The sequence below is a fragment of the Burkholderia sp. Bmkn7 genome, assembly GCF_041103175.1.
GTDB classification, from domain to species: Bacteria; Pseudomonadota; Gammaproteobacteria; order Burkholderiales; family Burkholderiaceae; genus Burkholderia; species Burkholderia cepacia.
This window is the reverse complement of the sequence record NZ_JBGCUH010000001.1, coordinates 197,917-214,362: the sequence shown is the minus strand read 5'-3', so window position 1 is coordinate 214,362 and position 16,446 is coordinate 197,917. Positions and strand designations below refer to the sequence as shown.

The 16,446-nt window shown below is 66.8% G+C and carries 16 protein-coding genes and 1 pseudogene; 7 read left to right on the top strand and 10 right to left on the bottom strand.

Features of this window, described 5'->3' with window-relative positions; genetic code table 11:
• Positions 1–45 precede the first annotated feature (45 nt).
• Positions 46–663, top strand: a complete 618-nt coding sequence (locus AB3K92_RS00940; protein WP_021160235.1) for a LysE family translocator — start codon at positions 46–48, stop codon at positions 661–663.
• A gap of 101 nt (positions 664–764) precedes the next feature.
• On the opposite strand, the gene AB3K92_RS00935 is transcribed toward AB3K92_RS00940, so the two are convergent.
• Complete coding sequence (locus AB3K92_RS00935; RefSeq protein ID WP_369464357.1) at positions 765–1,397, bottom strand: FMN-dependent NADH-azoreductase; 633 nt, start codon at positions 1,395–1,397, stop codon at positions 765–767.
• 132 nt (positions 1,398–1,529) lie between these two features.
• On the opposite strand from AB3K92_RS00935, the gene AB3K92_RS00930 reads away from it, so the two are divergent.
• Positions 1,530–2,408: a LysR substrate-binding domain-containing protein gene (locus AB3K92_RS00930; protein ID WP_048027625.1), complete on the top strand. Its 879-nt coding sequence runs from the start codon at positions 1,530–1,532 to the stop codon at positions 2,406–2,408.
• Between the two features lie 20 nt (positions 2,409–2,428).
• Here AB3K92_RS00930 and AB3K92_RS00925 read toward each other — a convergent pair whose 3' ends face one another.
• Positions 2,429–3,904 carry a coniferyl aldehyde dehydrogenase gene (locus AB3K92_RS00925; protein WP_301853900.1) on the bottom strand — a complete coding sequence of 492 codons (1,476 nt, stop codon included), beginning with the start codon at positions 3,902–3,904 and terminating at the stop codon, positions 2,429–2,431.
• A gap of 45 nt (positions 3,905–3,949) precedes the next feature.
• On the opposite strand from AB3K92_RS00925, the gene AB3K92_RS00920 reads away from it, so the two are divergent.
• The gene (locus tag AB3K92_RS00920; protein ID WP_369464356.1) at positions 3,950–4,681 is read left to right on the top strand and encodes a TetR/AcrR family transcriptional regulator; all 732 of its coding nucleotides are present in this window, start codon (positions 3,950–3,952) and stop codon (positions 4,679–4,681) included.
• 3 nt (positions 4,682–4,684) lie between these two features.
• Here AB3K92_RS00920 and AB3K92_RS00915 read toward each other — a convergent pair whose 3' ends face one another.
• The 3 genes from AB3K92_RS00915 to AB3K92_RS00905 form a co-directional block, all read right to left on the bottom strand.
• Positions 4,685–5,194: a MerR family transcriptional regulator gene (locus tag AB3K92_RS00915; protein ID WP_301853898.1), complete on the bottom strand. Its 510-nt coding sequence runs from the start codon at positions 5,192–5,194 to the stop codon at positions 4,685–4,687.
• Between the two features lie 127 nt (positions 5,195–5,321).
• Positions 5,322–6,566, bottom strand: a complete 1,245-nt coding sequence (locus AB3K92_RS00910; protein WP_301853897.1) for a trans-acting enoyl reductase family protein — start codon at positions 6,564–6,566, stop codon at positions 5,322–5,324.
• Positions 6,567–6,623: 57 nt separating this feature from the next.
• A complete protein-coding gene (locus AB3K92_RS00905) occupies positions 6,624–7,541 on the bottom strand; it encodes an acetoacetate decarboxylase family protein (RefSeq protein WP_301853896.1) in 918 nt (305 codons plus the stop codon).
• 151 nt (positions 7,542–7,692) lie between these two features.
• Here AB3K92_RS00905 and AB3K92_RS00900 point away from each other — a divergent pair.
• A pseudogene (locus AB3K92_RS00900) lies at positions 7,693–8,016 on the top strand (alpha/beta fold hydrolase); the annotation flags it as partial.
• A gap of 24 nt (positions 8,017–8,040) precedes the next feature.
• On the opposite strand, the gene AB3K92_RS00895 reads toward AB3K92_RS00900, so the two are convergent.
• On the bottom strand, positions 8,041–8,760 hold the full coding sequence (locus tag AB3K92_RS00895) for a glutathione S-transferase family protein (RefSeq protein WP_301853895.1): 720 nt from the start codon (positions 8,758–8,760) through the stop codon (positions 8,041–8,043).
• 172 nt (positions 8,761–8,932) lie between these two features.
• Here AB3K92_RS00895 and AB3K92_RS00890 point away from each other — a divergent pair, with 172 nt between their 5' ends.
• Entirely contained in the window at positions 8,933–9,913 is a 981-nt protein-coding gene (locus AB3K92_RS00890) for a YafY family protein (RefSeq protein WP_059710095.1), read from the top strand.
• A gap of 79 nt (positions 9,914–9,992) precedes the next feature.
• On the opposite strand, the gene AB3K92_RS00885 is transcribed toward AB3K92_RS00890, so the two are convergent.
• The 3 genes from AB3K92_RS00885 to AB3K92_RS00875 form a co-directional block, all read right to left on the bottom strand.
• Entirely contained in the window at positions 9,993–10,136 is a 144-nt protein-coding gene (locus AB3K92_RS00885; RefSeq protein ID WP_366920048.1) for a DUF2827 family protein, read from the bottom strand.
• 81 nt (positions 10,137–10,217) lie between these two features.
• On the bottom strand, positions 10,218–10,862 hold the full coding sequence (locus tag AB3K92_RS00880; protein WP_021160223.1) for an HD domain-containing protein: 645 nt from the start codon (positions 10,860–10,862) through the stop codon (positions 10,218–10,220).
• A 199-nt stretch (positions 10,863–11,061) separates the two neighbouring features.
• The gene (locus AB3K92_RS00875) at positions 11,062–12,300 is read right to left on the bottom strand and encodes an SfnB family sulfur acquisition oxidoreductase (protein WP_021160222.1); all 1,239 of its coding nucleotides are present in this window, start codon (positions 12,298–12,300) and stop codon (positions 11,062–11,064) included.
• 293 nt (positions 12,301–12,593) lie between these two features.
• On the opposite strand from AB3K92_RS00875, the gene AB3K92_RS00870 reads away from it, so the two are divergent.
• A complete protein-coding gene (locus AB3K92_RS00870; protein ID WP_301853894.1) occupies positions 12,594–13,865 on the top strand; it encodes an acyl-CoA dehydrogenase family protein in 1,272 nt (423 codons plus the stop codon).
• Complete coding sequence (locus AB3K92_RS00865) at positions 13,862–15,265, top strand: LLM class flavin-dependent oxidoreductase (RefSeq protein ID WP_021160219.1); 1,404 nt, start codon at positions 13,862–13,864, stop codon at positions 15,263–15,265. Before AB3K92_RS00870 ends, AB3K92_RS00865 begins: the two co-directional genes overlap by 4 nt.
• A gap of 486 nt (positions 15,266–15,751) precedes the next feature.
• Here AB3K92_RS00865 and AB3K92_RS00860 read toward each other — a convergent pair whose 3' ends face one another.
• Positions 15,752–16,282 (bottom strand): OsmC family protein, encoded by a 531-nt coding sequence (locus AB3K92_RS00860; RefSeq protein WP_021160217.1) that lies wholly within the window; start codon positions 16,280–16,282, stop codon positions 15,752–15,754.
• Between the last annotated feature and the right edge of the window lie 164 nt (positions 16,283–16,446).

Sequence of the window (16,446 nt, the reverse complement as noted above, 5' to 3'; positions counted from 1 at the left end):
CCCATAAGATTGCGCCATCAAACCATCAATCGCAAGGACAGGACGATGACCGAACTGATAGTTGTAGTCACCATCACGCTGCTGGCCGTGATCAGCCCGGGCCCGGACTTCGCGATGGTCACGCGCAACAGCCTGATGCTGTCGCGCCGCTCGGGCGTGCTCACCGCGCTGGGTATCGGGCTGGGCGTGACGGTTCACGTGAGCTACACGCTGCTGGGCGTCGGCCTGCTGATCCGGCAATCGCTGTGGCTCTTCAATGCCGTCAAGCTGATCGGCGCGATCTACCTGGTCTACCTCGGCGTGAAGATGCTCATGACGAAAGCCGGCAGCGGGCAGACCGACGCGCCGGCCGCACCGCTGTCGGACCTGGCCGCGCTGCGCACCGGCTTCCTGACCAATGCGCTGAACCCGAAGACCACGGTGTTCATCGTCAGCCTGTTCATGCAGGCCGTGCGGCCCGACACACCGCTGATCGTGCAGATCGGCTACGGTGCATTCATCGCGCTGGCGCACGCCGGCTGGTTCAGTCTGGTGGCCGTGTGCTTCTCCGCGACGGCCGTCCGCGATCGCCTGCTGTCGCTGCGGCACTGGATCGACCGCACCTTCGGATGCCTGCTCGTCGGCTTCGGCGTCGCGCTCGCCATCGCGCGCGGCGGGCGCTGATCCGGGCGTCCACGCCGCACGCCGACACAAGCGCCGGGAGCACACCGCCGGCGTACCGACGCACCGACTCACCGGCGCACCGGATACGCTGCGCGGCAGCGTCAGAACCCGCGCGCGATCGATCGGGCCTCGTCGATCGCGCGGCTGCGATCGACCTTTCCGTCGGCACCGAACAACGTACGCTCGACGACGATACCCGTGACGTCCGTCACGCCCACGAACCTGAGCCAGGTTTCCATGTACGGGCGCTGAAGATCGAACTCTGCGGCCGGCGTGAACGAGCCCGGCGACTGATAACTGAGCCCGCGCGCATAGACCACGGCCGCCTTTTTCCCGGCCAGCTTGCCGGTGAAGCCCGCGTCGTCGAACGTGAACAGCACGTCCTTCTGCGAGATCGCATCGATCAGGTGCTTGAGCTTGTACGGAATACTGAAGTTCCACAGCGGCACGCCGAACAGGAACTTGTCCGCTGCGTGGAACGGCGCTGCGAGTTGCTCGATCCGCTGCCATGCCGCCGCCTGCGACGGTGTCAACGCGGTGCCGCTCAGCCCCGCATATTTCGCGGCCAGCGCGTCTTCGTCGAATTCGGGCATCGCCAGATCCCACACGTCGAGCTTCCGTATTTCATGATCGGGGTGCGCGTGCCGGTACGCGTCGAGAAACGCATTGCACACGTCGATGGATGCGGAATATGCCTTGTTGGGTGAGCCTTCGATATAGAGCACGCACGTCATGGAGCCGGTCCTTGCCAGGAGTGACGGCGACGCGCCGGATGCGCGGTCGCCCACTACGGTTCGCAGCGTATCGAGCCCGCTTATAATTTGGAAACGATATTAATTGATTGAATTAACCCGGATTTGTGATCAATGGAGAATCCTCTCGACACGGCGCTGCTTCAGACGTTCGTCGCCGTCGCCGACGTGCGGAGTTTCACCGGCGCCGGTCGCAGGCTGAATCTCAGCCAGTCCGCGGTCAGCGCGCAGATCGTTCGTCTCGAAGAACAGGTCGGCCAGGCGCTGCTCGTGCGCAATACGCGCAGCGTCACGCTCACCGCGCATGGCCAGACGCTGCTCGGTTACGCGCGCGCGATGCTCAATCTGAGCGGGGAAGCGAGGGCGCGGCTGGGAGCCGGCGACGCAGCCGATACCCGGCTGCGCATCGGCGCATCGGAGGATTTCGCGGAAGGCTGGCTGCCGGACGTGATGCGCCGCCACTCGGCCACGCGGCGCGGCTTGCGGCTGGATCTGACGGTCGACATCGGCGACAGCCTGTTTCGGCGCCATGCCAGCGGCGAATTCGATCTCGTGATCGGCAGCCGGTGCGCGCACACGGATCAGGGCGCGACGTTGTGGCAAGAGCCGCTCGTCTGGGCATTTGCGCGCCACGAGCGGTTGCCGGAAGGCGAGGTGCCGCTCGCGTGCTTCCCCGATCCTTGCCCGTACCGGGGCGCCGCCCTCAAGGCGCTCGCGCTGGCCGACCTGCGCTACCGGATCGCGTGCGAAAGCCCGAGCGTCAGCGGCATCCGGACATGCGTGCGCGCCGGCATCGCGATCGCGCCGGTGCCGCGCAGCGCGATCGACGGCACGCTCCGGGAACTCGGCGTGGCCGACGGCTTGCCGGAACTGCCGGAAGTCGAATTCGTGCTGATGCATGACGCGCGGATGCCGGCCGCGGTCGAATTCGCCGCGACGATCTTCGACGAAGCCGCCGTTCGCACGGGAGCGGGCAAGCGCACTACACCCTAGCAGGCATCGTGCGGCGCCGTTCAGCGCTTGGCGCTCAATCCCGCGCGCACACCTACCGGTTCCCGGCTCCGCCCCAGCAACGCCGCCAGCGAGAGATCCGCGAGCTTGCCGAACGGCGCGCGCAGCAGGCTCGGCAGGTTCCAGCGCCCCTGCACGAACACGCCCTTCGCGTGGCTCATCGCGCGGAATCCCTCGATGCCGTGATACGCGCCCATCCCGCTCGGACCGACGCCGCCGAACGGCAGGTCTTCCTGCGCGACATGCAGGAGCGTGTTGTTGATGCCGACATTGCCCGACGTGGTGCGCTTGAGCAGCGACTCGCAGTCGCCGTCCTGCGCACCGAAGTAATACAGCACGAGCGGACGCGGACGCGCATTCACATAGTCGACGACTTCGTCGATCGTGCGATACGTGCGCACCGCCAGGATCGGCCCGAAGATTTCTTCCTGCATGACGGCCGTATCGTCGCCGGCGCCGACGATCAGCGTGGGCGCGAGCGTCCGGTTGCGGGTCGCCGCCTGCTGCGGGCTCACGCCCGCCTCGATCACGCGCGCGCCCTTGCCGCGCGCCTCGTCGACGAGCCCCTTCAGGCGGTCGTAATGCCGGTCGCTGACGATCGACGTGTAATCCGGGCTCGCCGGCCCGTCCGGATAGAAGCGCGCGACGGCCGCATCGTATTGCGTGACGAACGCGTCCAGGTCGTCTTCATGCACCAGCGCATAGTCGGGCGCCACGCAGGTCTGTCCGCCGTTCGACAGCTTGCCGAACACGATGCTCGACATCGTCCGGCCATCGACATGCCCCCGCGCGACGATCGCCGGGCTCTTGCCGCCGAGTTCGAGCGTCACCGGCACCAGATTCTCGCTGGCCGCCTTCATGACCTTGCGGCCCACCTGCGTGCTGCCGGTAAACAGCAGATGGTCGAACGGCAGGCCGCTGAAGGCCGCACCGACTTCCGGGCCGCCGAGCACGACCGCGACTTCTTCGCTCGGGAAGGTCTCCGCGAGCATCCGGCGCATCACCTCGCTGGTGCGCGGCGTCAGTTCCGACGGCTTGAGCATCGCGCGATTGCCCGCGGCCAGCGCGGTCGCCAGCGGAATGAAGGTGAGCGAGAACGGGTAATTCCACGGCGCCATCACGCCGATCACGCCGAGCGGCTGGTACTCCACGTGAGCCTGCCCGGCCCGATAGAGAATTCCGACGTGCCGGCGCTGCGGCTTCGTGAAGCGGCGCAGGTTGCGCGTCAGGTAGTCGATCGCCTGGATCACGCCGACCAGTTCCATGATCGCGGTCTCGTGCCGCGAGCGATTCCCGAAATCGGCGTTGATCGCCTCCTCCACTTCGCGGCGATACGCGAGCACCACGGCGCGCAGCCGCGCGAGCCTGGCCTTGCGCTGCTGCAAGGTCGGCGGCCCCTCGCTGACGAACGCGTTGCGCTGGCGGGCCAGCAGCACCGCCGGGTCGAAGCTCGAGATGGATTCTGCGGAAACGGCCATGGTGCACCTCACGAGGTTGCGTGGATGTAGACACTGTCAACTTGCATGCGGCGGATCATAGGCCCACAATGTTTTCCCTGTCAACATAGGAGCAACACGATGTCGTCGGATGAGGATGCGGACGCCGGGCAAAAGGCTTATCACCACGGGGATCTGCGTCGCGCGATCATCGAAACGGCGCTCGACACGCTGCAGGAGCAGCAGGGCTGGCAGTTCACGCTGCGCGAAATCGCGCGGCGCGCGAACGTCAGCCACTCGGCGCCGTACCGGCATTTCCCGGACAAGGCCGCGTTGCTGCATGAGCTCGCACTGATCGGCTTCGATCGCCTGCGCGACGAGCTCGCCGCGTCCATCGATCCCGCGGCGAGCGCACCGGACGTGCTGCTGGCGCTCGCATATGCCCATCTCGCATTCGGGCAGCGCAACCCGGATCTCTATCGACTGATGTTTGCCGCGGATGCCGGGGAGCCCTCGGACATCCATCTCGATCCACGCGTGCAGGCGCCTTTCCTGCTGGTCGTCGACATCCTGGAACACGGCCAGCGCGCCGGCACGATCCGCGCGCGCCCGGCGCTCGGCCAGGCGACCGCCTGCTGGGCGCATCTGCATGGCCTGACGATGCTGGCGATCGACAGGCGGCTGGTGCGCGAGAAGGTCGGCGATCACGCGATCGAAGATGCGCTGACAACCTTGCTGGACGGACTCGTACTGCCCGCCAGCCCTGCGCGGGCAGCGAAGACGAAAACAAAAGCAAAAGCAAAAGCGAAAGGGTCTTGACCTTCAACTTTGCTTAAAGGTTATGGTTTGCCTCGGCAGCGTATCGAGGCCATGGGCATGTGTACTGCCATCCGACAATCCGGCGGCGGCCTCGCCGCCCTCCGCCGCATTCCCCGGCGGGACCCGCGACAGCAATCGTTTCGCATGGGTCGCACAATCGACCGACGCCGGTTTCGCCGCGATTTCGGCGATCAACGACAAGACCTGCCCCTTGCTGCGCGCCAGCCGCGCCTCCAGCGCCTCGATGTCCCGCACCTTGCGGTGCAGCGCGTCCAGCAACGCATCGCATGGCCACTGCGCGAGGCCCGCCGGAATCAGCGTGCGAATCTCGTCGAGGCTGAAATCCGCCTTCTGCGCGGCCGCGATCAGATCGAGCACCGTCACCGCTTCCTGCGGATAGGAGCGATAGCCGTTCGCTTCGCGCGCGACGAGCGTCAACAGACCGATGCGCTCGTAGAAGCGGATGCGCGAAGGAGTAAGGCCGGTGCGTTCCGCCAGTTCCGCGATCTTCATGTTCCGATACTCCTTCGCCGGATCGCATCCGGCCATCCGTCCCGTCTGGGTTGCAGGTTGTCTCCTGAAATTGATTCGCTATCCGATCTTTATCGGCTTCCTGTCGCAGCGCCGACGGCGCGCACGATCAAATCACGTCGAAACGCAGCCCCGCGTGGCGAACCAGGCGCTCGATGTAGCGCTCGTCGAACATCGTCGCGGGCGTCCAGAAGCCGCCGCCGCGGCCGGTCTTGACGCCGTCTCCGCTGTAATCCAGTGCGAGACCGATCGCGGCCTGGCCGAGCATCTTGCCGGTAGAGCCATAACCCGGATCGCGGTCGCCGGTGACTTTCACGCGCAAGGTCCGCCCGTCGTCGGCGCGACCGAAGAAACGCAAATCGTAGCGGCCGGCCAGCTGGGCGGCCGCACTCGGCCCCTCGCCGGGCTTCGGCAGCAGAAAACGCTCCATCAGGCTGCGCACCGGCTTGATGAGGACACCGACCATGAACGCGCCGAGGCCGGCCACCATCGTCATCGCCGTCAGGCGGCCCTTGAGGCCCGTGCCCGTCATCACCGCTTCGTCGTACGTGAAGCGGCTGCCGTACGCGTTGCCGGCCAGCGCATTGGAACGATGCACGACACGCTCGTTGATCGCGGCCATCACGAACGGCGCGATCCATGCGTCGAAGTCGCGATCGAACGCCGCGGATCGCACCGCATGCTGGCGTATCGTGAAGCCGTGCCCCTTCGGGCACAGCGAATAAGGATCGAGCAGCTCCCTGCGCAACGCGGGATCGGCGGCCGCTTCGCGGACGACGTTGATCACGCTCGCCACCGTGCCGCCCGACGCGCCGCCCTTCAGCGTCCTGACGCGCATCTTCACCTGCGCGGCCGGTACGCCCCACCGCTGCCGCGCCTGCTGCTGCAGGAAGAACACGCCCATGTCCGACGGCACCGAATCGAAGCCGCAGCAATGGACGATGCGCGCGCCGGATTGCCGCGCCGCCGGTTCGTACTTGTCGATCATCCGTTTGATCCACTGCGTTTCGCCGGTGAGGTCGCAGTAGTCGGTGCCGGTTTCGGCGCAGACCTTGACCAGCGGCTCCCCGTAAAGCGCATAGGGGCCGACGGTCGACACGACCACGCGCGTCTGCGCGCAGAGCGCTCGAAGCTGCGCTTCGTCGGCCGCATCGGCAACGATGATCGGCACCGTCTGCCCGGCCGCACCCAGCGTATCCCTGACCTGCCTGAGTTTCGCTTCGGAGCGACCGGCGATGGCCCAGCGCAGCGTCTCGCCTGAGCCCGACAGGTACTCGGACAGGTAGCGGGCCAGGATCTGGCCGACGAAACTGGTGGCGCCGAATACGACGAGATCGTGGGCCGGCTGGGTCATCGGCGGTTCCTCATGGGTGATTCCTTCGGCGCAGGCGTGCCGCGAACGGACGTGGCGTCAGCGTTGCTCTCCGGGTGCATCGAAGGCCTTCAACGGGGTCGGCAGGTTCAGGACCAGCTGCGCGTCCTTCACCACGTCGAGACGCAGGATGGTGGCCGCGCCCAGCCCGTCGAGCAGCTGGCTCAACGGGCCGCCGTGCCGCACGAGCTCGACGTTGCGCGGCAACAGGCGCTGGGCGAACGATAGCGCATTCGTCTGCACCGATGTCTGGTGCCATTCGCCGTCGATGCGATTGATCATCGTCGTCGAGCCCATGTGCGACTGCGATGCGACGTGGGTCAGTTCCGGCAGCGGCGCGCTCAGGCTCAGGTCCGGCCGGCCGCCCGGGCCGGCGATGCGGGCGCGGGCGGTGGCGCCGAGGTCCACGTCGATATCGGCGAGCCACTTGGGCAACTGATAACCGTGCACGCCGCGCACTCGCGCGATTTCCGTCGTGACCGGCAGCGCGAGCACGTGCGCGAAGAAGCTCCGGCGCCGCATCGAATCGATCAGCTCGCGCGCGTGCGACCCTGTCGCGCCGGGCCGGCGGATGACCACCGCAACGGACACTTCGTCGTACGGATCGTTGTCGCACACCGAATACGAGAAGAAGGTCAGCGCGACCAGCCCGTACCCGGGCAGCGCACGCAGCGGTTCGAGCGGCACCGGCAGCGTGGTCCGCAGGCGTTCGAGCGGCGCAAGGAACAGCAGCTGGATGCTGCTGGAACGGTAGTAGAAATTCGGCGCCCAGGTCGGGCCGACCCGCGAAGCAACCTGACGCTTCGGAATCCGACGGAAAAAATCGATGTTCCCCGCGGCGGGATCGCGCGCCACCTCGTCGAGATCGGGATTCATCCGGAACCGGTCGTAGTACCCGCCTTCGGGCACGTCGACCGTGTGCGGCCCGAATTCGACCTGTGTCAACCGCCTGTCCATGTTCGTCGCCTCTCGTCGATGATCGACCGTGGCAGGCAACACCCGAAGCCTGCTGACTCACCGCCGTCAGCAAGCACTCTAGGATTGAAGTCGACTTTAAGGTCAAGGACAGAAATAGAGGGGCACGTCGGATCGCGTCGGGACAACCGCCCCGTTCCACGGCTACAACCGCGACGGCGCCAGACCGTCGCAAGGCGTCATCCGGAACGGGTGGCGGCAAGGCATGATGGGCAGCGCGAAGGCCCACTACGACGGCATCGTCGCGTTCTCGCGGACCGATTTCACCGAAGACCTGAAAAACACCACGATTCCCGTTCTCGTGATGTATGGCGACGACGACCCGATCGTCCCGTATGCCGATTCCGGTCACCTGTCGGCGAAGCTGGCGAGGCGCGGCACGCTGAAGACGCACCAGGGCTTCCCGCACGGCATGCCCACGTCCAACGCCGACCTGCTCGCGCTCATCCGCGGCTGAACACGGCAAGCGCCAGCGCGGCCTTCAGCGGCAATCGTCGCCGAAGGCCGTCTCCCCGCGCCTGTCCGCTCCCGACGGCAGCGAGTCGACCCCGCGAAGAAAATCGGGAACCGCTTCTCCGATCGAGGCGAGATACCCGGCCATCGCGCCGGCGACCTTGCGCACGGCGGGACGTGCGGTCATGCGCTCACGCCACGCGAGCAGGCGCGGCGTTTCGTCCGTCATCGGTGCGCCCTTGCGCGCGCCGAACAACTGCGCCATGTAGAACGCGATGTCGGCGTACGAATACGCGCCGGCCAGAAACGCGCGATCCGCGAGCTCGCGCTCCATGCGCCGATAGTACCGGGCCGCTTCGTCACGCGCGGCCCGCGCGGCCGGATCGTCCGGCGTCGCTTCCAGCCCCATCAGCCGGACGACGTGCGGAAAGTAGATTTCGTCGCTGCCGTGTTCGAGCTGGCGCGCGATCGCGCGCGCCGCCGGATGCGCCGGCCACAGCGCGGGAGCGGGCTTCAGATCCTCGAAGTACTCGAAGATCTGCGTGGAATCGAAGAGTTCCAGATCGCCGTCGATCAGCACCGGCACCTGGCGCTTCGGGTTGATGCGCACGACATCCGGATGTTTGGGGTCGTAGCCGCGACGCTGGCTGAAGGGCGCCATCACCAGCTCGAAGTCGATGCCCTTCTCGTGTGCCGCAATCTCGACCTTTGCTCCAAACATGCTCAGCGGCCCGGAAATTATCTTCATGGTTCGCACTCCAGTGAGTTCAGGCGCTACCCGCGTCGAACACCGGGCGGCGGTACCCGCATGCGCGCGTTCATGCCGGAACCCGGTGTCGATCAAGCGGATCGGGAATACGACACAGCATAAGTCCGATAACATGACACCTCATGTCAGGTATTCGAGGTAACGTGCGCTCATGAAAGCAAGCCGCCTGTTGTCGATCATGATGATGCTGCAAGCGCGCGGCCGGATGACGGCACCGGCGCTGGCCGCCGCACTGGAAGTGTCCGAGCGCACGATCCTGCGCGATATCGACCAGCTTTCCACGGCCGGCGTGCCGATCTGGGGCGATCGCGGCCGCAACGGCGGCTTTCAGTTGAGCGAAGGCTGGCGCACCGACCTCACGGGGCTCACCGACCACGAGGCGCACGCGCTGATTCTGGCGGGCCTGCCCGGGCCCGCGCGAGAACTGGGACTCGACGGCCTGGCGGCCTCCGCCCGGCTGAAGATGATGGCCAGCCTGCCGCCCGGTTCGCGCGAGCACGCCGATCGTGTCGCCAGCCGGCTGCACGTCGACACCGTGGATTGGTACCGGGCGCAGGAAACGCCGGCATTCCTGCGCGAAGTCGCCGATGCGGTGTGGGGTTCGTACCGTATCGACGTGAAGTACCAGAGCTGGCGCGGCACGTCCCGCCGCGCGCTCGAGCCGCTCGGCCTCGTGCTCAAGGGCGGTGCCTGGTACCTGATTGCCAGGATGGTCGGCAAGCCCGGCGCACTCACGTTCCGGCTCGCGAACATCCTCGAACTCCATGCATCGCGCCGCCGCTTCAGGCGCCCGGCGCGATTCGATCTGGCGACGCACTGGCGCGACGCGATGACCCGGTACGAAACCGATCTCCATCGGCTGACCGCCCATGTCGCGGTGTCGCCGCGCGGCGAAACCTGGCTCGCCAACGCGCGAATCAGGACCGCGCCGGTCTTGCAGCATGCGGGCAGTGCGGAGGTACCGCCGGGATGGAAGGAGTATCTGATGCCGATCGAATCGATCGAGCACGGCGCGCGGACACTGCTGGGGTACGGCGCACACGTGAAAATCCTGGGGCCGCAGGCGCTCAAGGATCAGTTCATCGACGCGCTTTCGCAGGTGAAAGCGCTTTATCAGGCGGGAGGCGATTGAAGCCTGGGCTTCGATTGCAGGGCAGCCGTTGCGCGATGCGCTTCCACGCTGCAGGCTCGCAAAAAACGACCTCTACGGTTCATGCTTTGGTAACGTCGATATTCCGCTCCGCGATGGACAGCCGTCTTGCCTGCCCGGTCGGGCGATACTCTCCGCGATGCGGAAGAGTCGCCGATCGTTCTTCAACGCATATCGGATCCCAACCGTAGTGGAAGGGTTTCATCGTGAAATCGTTCGCACAATGAAATGAAATCGTCATTCCCGATTCCGGCCGACTGCTCATCCGAAGGCTCCGTCGACGAAATCAGATCTCGTCGGCGAACTCGTCGAGAAAGCGCTGCAACCGGTCGCGACGAACGATCGCCATCCGGGTACCGGTGACAGTCTGGAAACCGGTTGAAAGCCTCAGCAGTTTCGTGCGGAAGTGATCGATCGCGAAACGCGTGTCGTCGAGTTCCCGTTCCGATGCGTGCGGATCGGCCGGGTCGTACAGCGCACTGCCCATCCGGCCCGCGACATAAAAGCACCGCGCGACGCCCACCATCCCGATCGCATCGAGCCGGTCGGCGTCCTGCAACACCTTTGCTTCGAGCGTCGTCGGCGCGATACAGGCCGAGAAACTGTGCGCCTCGACCGCGTGAGCAACGGCGTCGATCTTCGCGTCAGGCCAATCCAGCGACTTCAGCACCTGCCGGGCCTTTTGCGCCGACAGCCGCGATGCCTGCGCGCGAAGCGGAGAATCCTTCTCCACCGCCACGCAGTCGTGCAGCAATGTCGCGGCGAACAGCACCTCGGCGTCGCCGCCTTCCTCCGCGTGGATCGCAGCCGCGTTCTTCCACACACGTTGCAGATGCGAAGTGTCGTGGGAACCGTCGCCGTCGGCGCCGCTCCAGTGAGCCAGCAGGGCCTTGGCCAGATCCTGAAAGGGTGTGAACGCAGGGAGGGTCATGAGGGGCGGCAGTCGGGGTCGGGATGCCGATTATCGCCGCAAGTGCCGCACGGCGCACGATCGGCAGCCCGATCCGCCGTTGACCCCGGCGACTGCGCTTCGAACGCAGCGCCGGGTTCGCCGCACGATCGTGCGAATGCATCAGACCGCGGCGGTTCACTCGGTCATCGCCGGGCGAAAAACCACGATCGCAACGGATTCAATTCCACGCATGGCGCGCCGGGCGCACGCCGTTCAGGTAGTAGTTGCCGACGAGGTGATATTTCCAGCGCACCGGATCGTGCAGCGTATGCGTGCGTGCATTGCGCCAGTGCCGGTCGAGGTTGTGCTCGGAGAGCGTCGCCTGCGTGCCGGCCAGCTCGAACAGCTTCTCGCCCGCGAGCAGCGCGATCTCCGTCGTCAGCACCTTTGCCTCGCCCACCGCCACCGACGCGCGCGCGACGTCGTCCTCGGTCACGTCGCCGCGCGCCGCGATCTCGTCGAGCGTGCGCGCCGCGCGCTCGAGCAACGCCTCCGCCGCATGCAGCTGAATGTGCAGATGGCCGATCTCGCGGATCGTCAGCGGATCGTCCACCGCACGCTCGACGCCGCTGTCGACCCACGGCCGCGTGCGTGTGCGCACGAACGCCAGCGTATCGTCGAGCGCGGCCCGGGCGATGCCCGCGTCGATCGCGGCCTGGATGATCTGCGACAGCGGGCCGTTCAGCGTCGGCAGGTCCGACACGCGTTGCGCCGGCAGCACGTGCGACGCAGGCACGCGCACGTTGTCGAGCACGACCGTGCCGCTCGCGGTGGTCCGCTGCCCGAATCCCGACCAGTCGTCGATCACGGTCAGCCCCGGCGCCGGCTGGCGGATGTATGCGAGCCACGCACGGCGCTCGTCGTCGAGACCGAGCACCGGCACGTAATGCGCGAACAGTGCCCCGGTCGAATAGAACTTGGTGCCGTCGACGACGTAGTCGTCGCCGTCCCGGCGCACGCGCGTCTTCAGATCGAGCACGTGTTTCGTGCCCTTCTCGGAAAAGCCGTTGCCGAACCGCTTGCCGCTCAGCACTTCGGAGAAGAAGAGGCGCTTCTGCGCGTCGGTGCCGGTCAGCGCGATCACGTCGACCAGCCCGAAATGATTCTGCGGCAACTGCCCGAGCGACGGATCGGCCGCGGCGACGATCTTCACCACCTCCGTCAGCGTCACATGCGAGACGCCCGCACCGCCGTAAGCCTTCGGCACCGTGATGGCCCACAGCCCCGACTGCGAGAACCATTCGATCTCGTCGCGCGGTAACCGGCGCTCGCGGTCGCGCTCGGCCGCGCCTTGCGCAAGCCGTTGCGCAAGCGCGTGCGCGGCCGCGATGGCCTGTGCGTCGTCGGCGATCACGCTGGCCGCCTGCGGTTGCGTATCGGCCGGTCGTTCCTGGATCGTGGCGCTCGTCTCTGACATCGGGCTCTCCTGCTGGTTGACGGAAACGTTCAATCTAGCAGCGCTCCGAGCGCCGGCAAACCGAGCGATTCGCACAACGATATTCCTTCGAACGACAAACGATGCGGCACGCCGCGCGCAAAAAACCGCGTGTCAGCAGCGACATCGACGCCCCGGCATCGATGCCACGGCGCGTCGCCCGCGTAATGCCCGGCAGCGATAAGGATGTACGAATCCGTTATTGGATCGTGCGCATCGTGCTTCCTATACTGGCCTGCCGGCATCGACGGCCCCCGCCTTTCAAGGACCACCGCATGACTTCATCTCCCGCCGCAACCGAACTTTCCACCGGCACCGACTATGACGCGCTTGCCAGCCGCTTCAGGCCGATCTTCGAACGCATCGCGGCCGGCACCGCGGAACGCGAACGCCGCCGCGAACTGCCGCACGAGGCGATCGGCTGGCTGAAGGCCGCCGGCTTCGGCGCCGTCCGGCTGCCGGTGCGCGACGGCGGCGCCGGCGCATCGCTGCCGCAGCTGTTCCAGTTGCTGACCGAGCTCGCCGCCGCCGATTCCAATCTGCCGCAGGCCTTGCGCGGGCACTTCGCGTTCGTCGAGGACTGGCTGAACGCGCCGCCCGGCGCCGATCGACGGACGTGGTTCGATCGCTTCGCGAGCGGCCAGCTCGTCGGCAATGCGTGGACCGAGACCGGCGACGTGTCGCTCGGCCAGACCATCACGAAGGTGTCGGAAAAGAACGGCCGGCTCGTGCTGAACGGCCGGAAGTTCTACAGCACCGGCAGCCTGTTTGCCGACTGGATCGACGTGTTCGCGCAACGCGCGAGCGACGGCAGCGACGTGATCGTCGCCGTCGCGACCGCGCAACCCGGCGTGATCCGCGAAGACGACTGGGACGGCTTCGGCCAGACGACGACCGGCAGCGGCACCACGCGCTTCGAGGACGCGACGGTCGACGCACGGGACGTGATCGACTTCGCGCGACGCTTCAAGTACCAGACCGCGTTCTACCAGCTCTTCCACATCGCGACGCTGGCCGGCATCGGCCACGCGATCGTGCGCGACGCCGGCGAGCTGGTGCGCCACCGCACCCGCGTGTACAGCCACGGCAACGCACCGCGTGCCGGCGACGACGCGCAGCTGCAGCAGGTGGTCGGCGAGATCGCGTCGTGGGCCTACGCGGCCGACGCGCTCGCGCAGCGCGCCGCGCAGCCGCTGCAACGGGCCTACGAAGCGCACTTCGGCGGCGACGCGGCGGCCGAGCACGATGCGAACGTCGCGGCCGAGATCGAATCCGCGCAGAGCCAGCTCGTCGTGTCGGAACTCGTATTGCGTGCGGCGACGCACCTGTTCGACGCGCTCGGGGCGTCCGCCACCCGCAGCACGACGGCGCTCGACCGCCACTGGCGCAACGCGCGCACCGTGTCGTCACACAATCCGCTCGTCTACAAGGCGCGGATCGTCGGCGACTGGGTCATCAACGGGCGCACGCCGCCGTTCGTCTGGCAGGTCGGCAACGGCACGGGCGCGGGCGCGGACACGCAAGCAGAAACCGGAGCCGCGCAATGAGCAAGACCGGCAAGACCATCCGCTTCAACGCGTTCGAGATGAACTGCGTCGGCCACCAGTCGCCCGGGCTGTGGGCCCATCCGCGCGACCGGTCGTGGCAGTACAAGGATCTCGACTACTGGACCGACCTCGCCCGCGTGCTCGAGCGCGGGATCTTCGACGCGATCTTCATCGCGGACGTGATCGGCTACTACGACGTCTACAAGGGCAGCAACTATCACGCGCTGCACCAGGCCGCGCAGATCCCGGTCAACGATCCGCTGCAGCTCGCCGCGCCGATCGCGATGGCGACCGAGCATCTCGGCATCGGCATCACCGCGTCGACGACGTTCGAACACCCGTACACGTTCGCGCGCCGGCTGTCGACCGCCGATCATCACACGAAGGGCCGGCTCGCGTGGAACATCGTCACGTCCTACCTCGAAAGCGGCGCGAAGAACGTCGGCGATCACGGCCTGCGCACGCACGACGATCGTTATGCGGTCGCGGCCGAATACGTCGAGGTGCTGTACAAGCTGTTCGAAGGGAGCTGGGAAGACGGCGCGGTAGTGCGCGACCGCGACGGCCGCGTGTTCACGCATCCGGAGAAGGTGCACGAGATCGGCCACAAGGGCCGCTTCTTCGACGTGCCCGGCTACCACCTGTGCGAACCGTCGCCGCAACGCACGCCGGTGCTGTTCCAGGCCGGCGCGTCCGGCCCCGGCAAGGCGTTCGCCGCGCAGCATGCCGAATGCGTGTTCGTCGCCGCGCCGACCCGCGCGCAGCTCGCGCGCTACGTGGCCGACGTGCGCGCGCAGGCCACCGCCGCGGGGCGCGACGCGAGCAAGGTATTGATCTACAACCTCGTCACCGTGATCGTCGACGAAACCGACGAGAAGGCGCAGGCCAAGTTCGACGAATATCGCAAGTACGTGTCATACGACGGCTCGCTGGTATTCATGTCGGGCTGGACCGGCATCGACTTCGGCCAGTACGCGCCGAACGATCCCGTCCGGCGCGTCGAGACGAATGCGATCGTGTCGGCGGTCGAGCATCTGTCGGGCGGCGACACCGCCTGGACGATCGAGGAACTGGCGGCCTGGGGCGGCATCGGCGGCCTGGGCCCGGTGTTCGTCGGCTCGGCGGCGACGGTCGCGGACATCCTGCAGGAATGGGTCGCCGCGACAGACGTGGACGGCTTCAACCTCGCGTATGCGGTCGCGCACGAAACCTTCGAGGACGTCGTGCGTCATCTCGTACCCGAACTGCAGCGGCGCGGCGTGTATCCGACCGGCTATGCGCCGGGCACGCTGCGCGAGAAACTGTTCGGCGGGTCGGCGCGGCTGCCGGACGAACATCCGGCCGCGCAGTTCCGCGACATCGAGCAGGTCAAGCGCGATGCCGAGCGGGTAGCGGCCTGAGCGGACGGCATTGCGGCAGCTGGTCGGCCCGGGTGCGGGCCGGCCGGCTTCACGACAGGCAGCAACCGGTGCGTCGGGCCGCTCGCCCGACACCTCGCCCGATCGCTGCTCTCCCTCCTCACTCGAAGAAGCCCGGTGCAGCCCCGCCGCGCGTTCCGCCTGCGCACTCGCGCATCGACAGCAATGCAGATATCGCGGTAACGATGACGCGCGCACTGATGAAAGCGCGCGTTTTCCAGCGGACGAGCATTCGCGCGATCTGATTTCGGGCTGATTCATCACCGATTCGTCGCTGGCATCTCCCGACCCCGATCCGGCACACGTTCAACGCCAGGGCAACGCATCCGCAGTGTCACGCACGTGCGGCGAGCATCGCCGTCGTATCGGCGCCCCAACAGGGTGCGCGGGAGATCGAGCGTGCCCGCTCACGTCGCGGCCCCATGCAAGGCCGCGACGCCCCGGTGCACCGACGCACATCAATCGTGCTCAACCGTGCGTATGCCGCAATTCGCCGTCGATCGTCTGCGGCAGCGTCAACAGGTTGAAGATCGGGCACACGGCCTCGACCGCCTGATGCAGTGCACGAATCGTCTCCGGCGGTTCGGGCGACACGATATCGAGCGTGTAGCGGAGGTTGTGCGGAAACACCGGCACATGCTCGAAGCCCGGCTGCTGCGCGAGCGGATGCTGGTCGCCGGTCACCTCGACTTCGATCGAGTCGATCTTCAGGCCGCGCTCCGCGGCCTGGATCAGCGTGATGTGCGTCAGGCAACTGCCGAGCACGCCGAGCTGCAGCTCCGGCGACGCCGGCCCGAGGTTGTAGCCCGCAAAATCGGGCGGACTGTCGCTGATCACCTGGAAATCGCGAATGCGGATCTCGCGCACGCCACTGCGGCCCAGTGCACGCACGGTCGCTTTCAGCGGCGTCGCCTTGAATTCCGGATCGTTGCGCGCGGCATCCTTTTTCGCGAGCCAGGCGTCGCGCTTCTGTTCGAGATAGTCGTTCAGTGTCGTCATGGTCGGGCCGGTACGGTCGCAATCATCGGCCTCGCATGCGACGGCCGGTTGAGGGGAGTCGTCATGCTATTCCGATCCGCTTCGGCCACTAAACGATCTTTCCAGCAAAGCAATTCGCGCCGCGCGATGTCACATTGCAACCTCCGCGTTCAGGAACGCGTCGG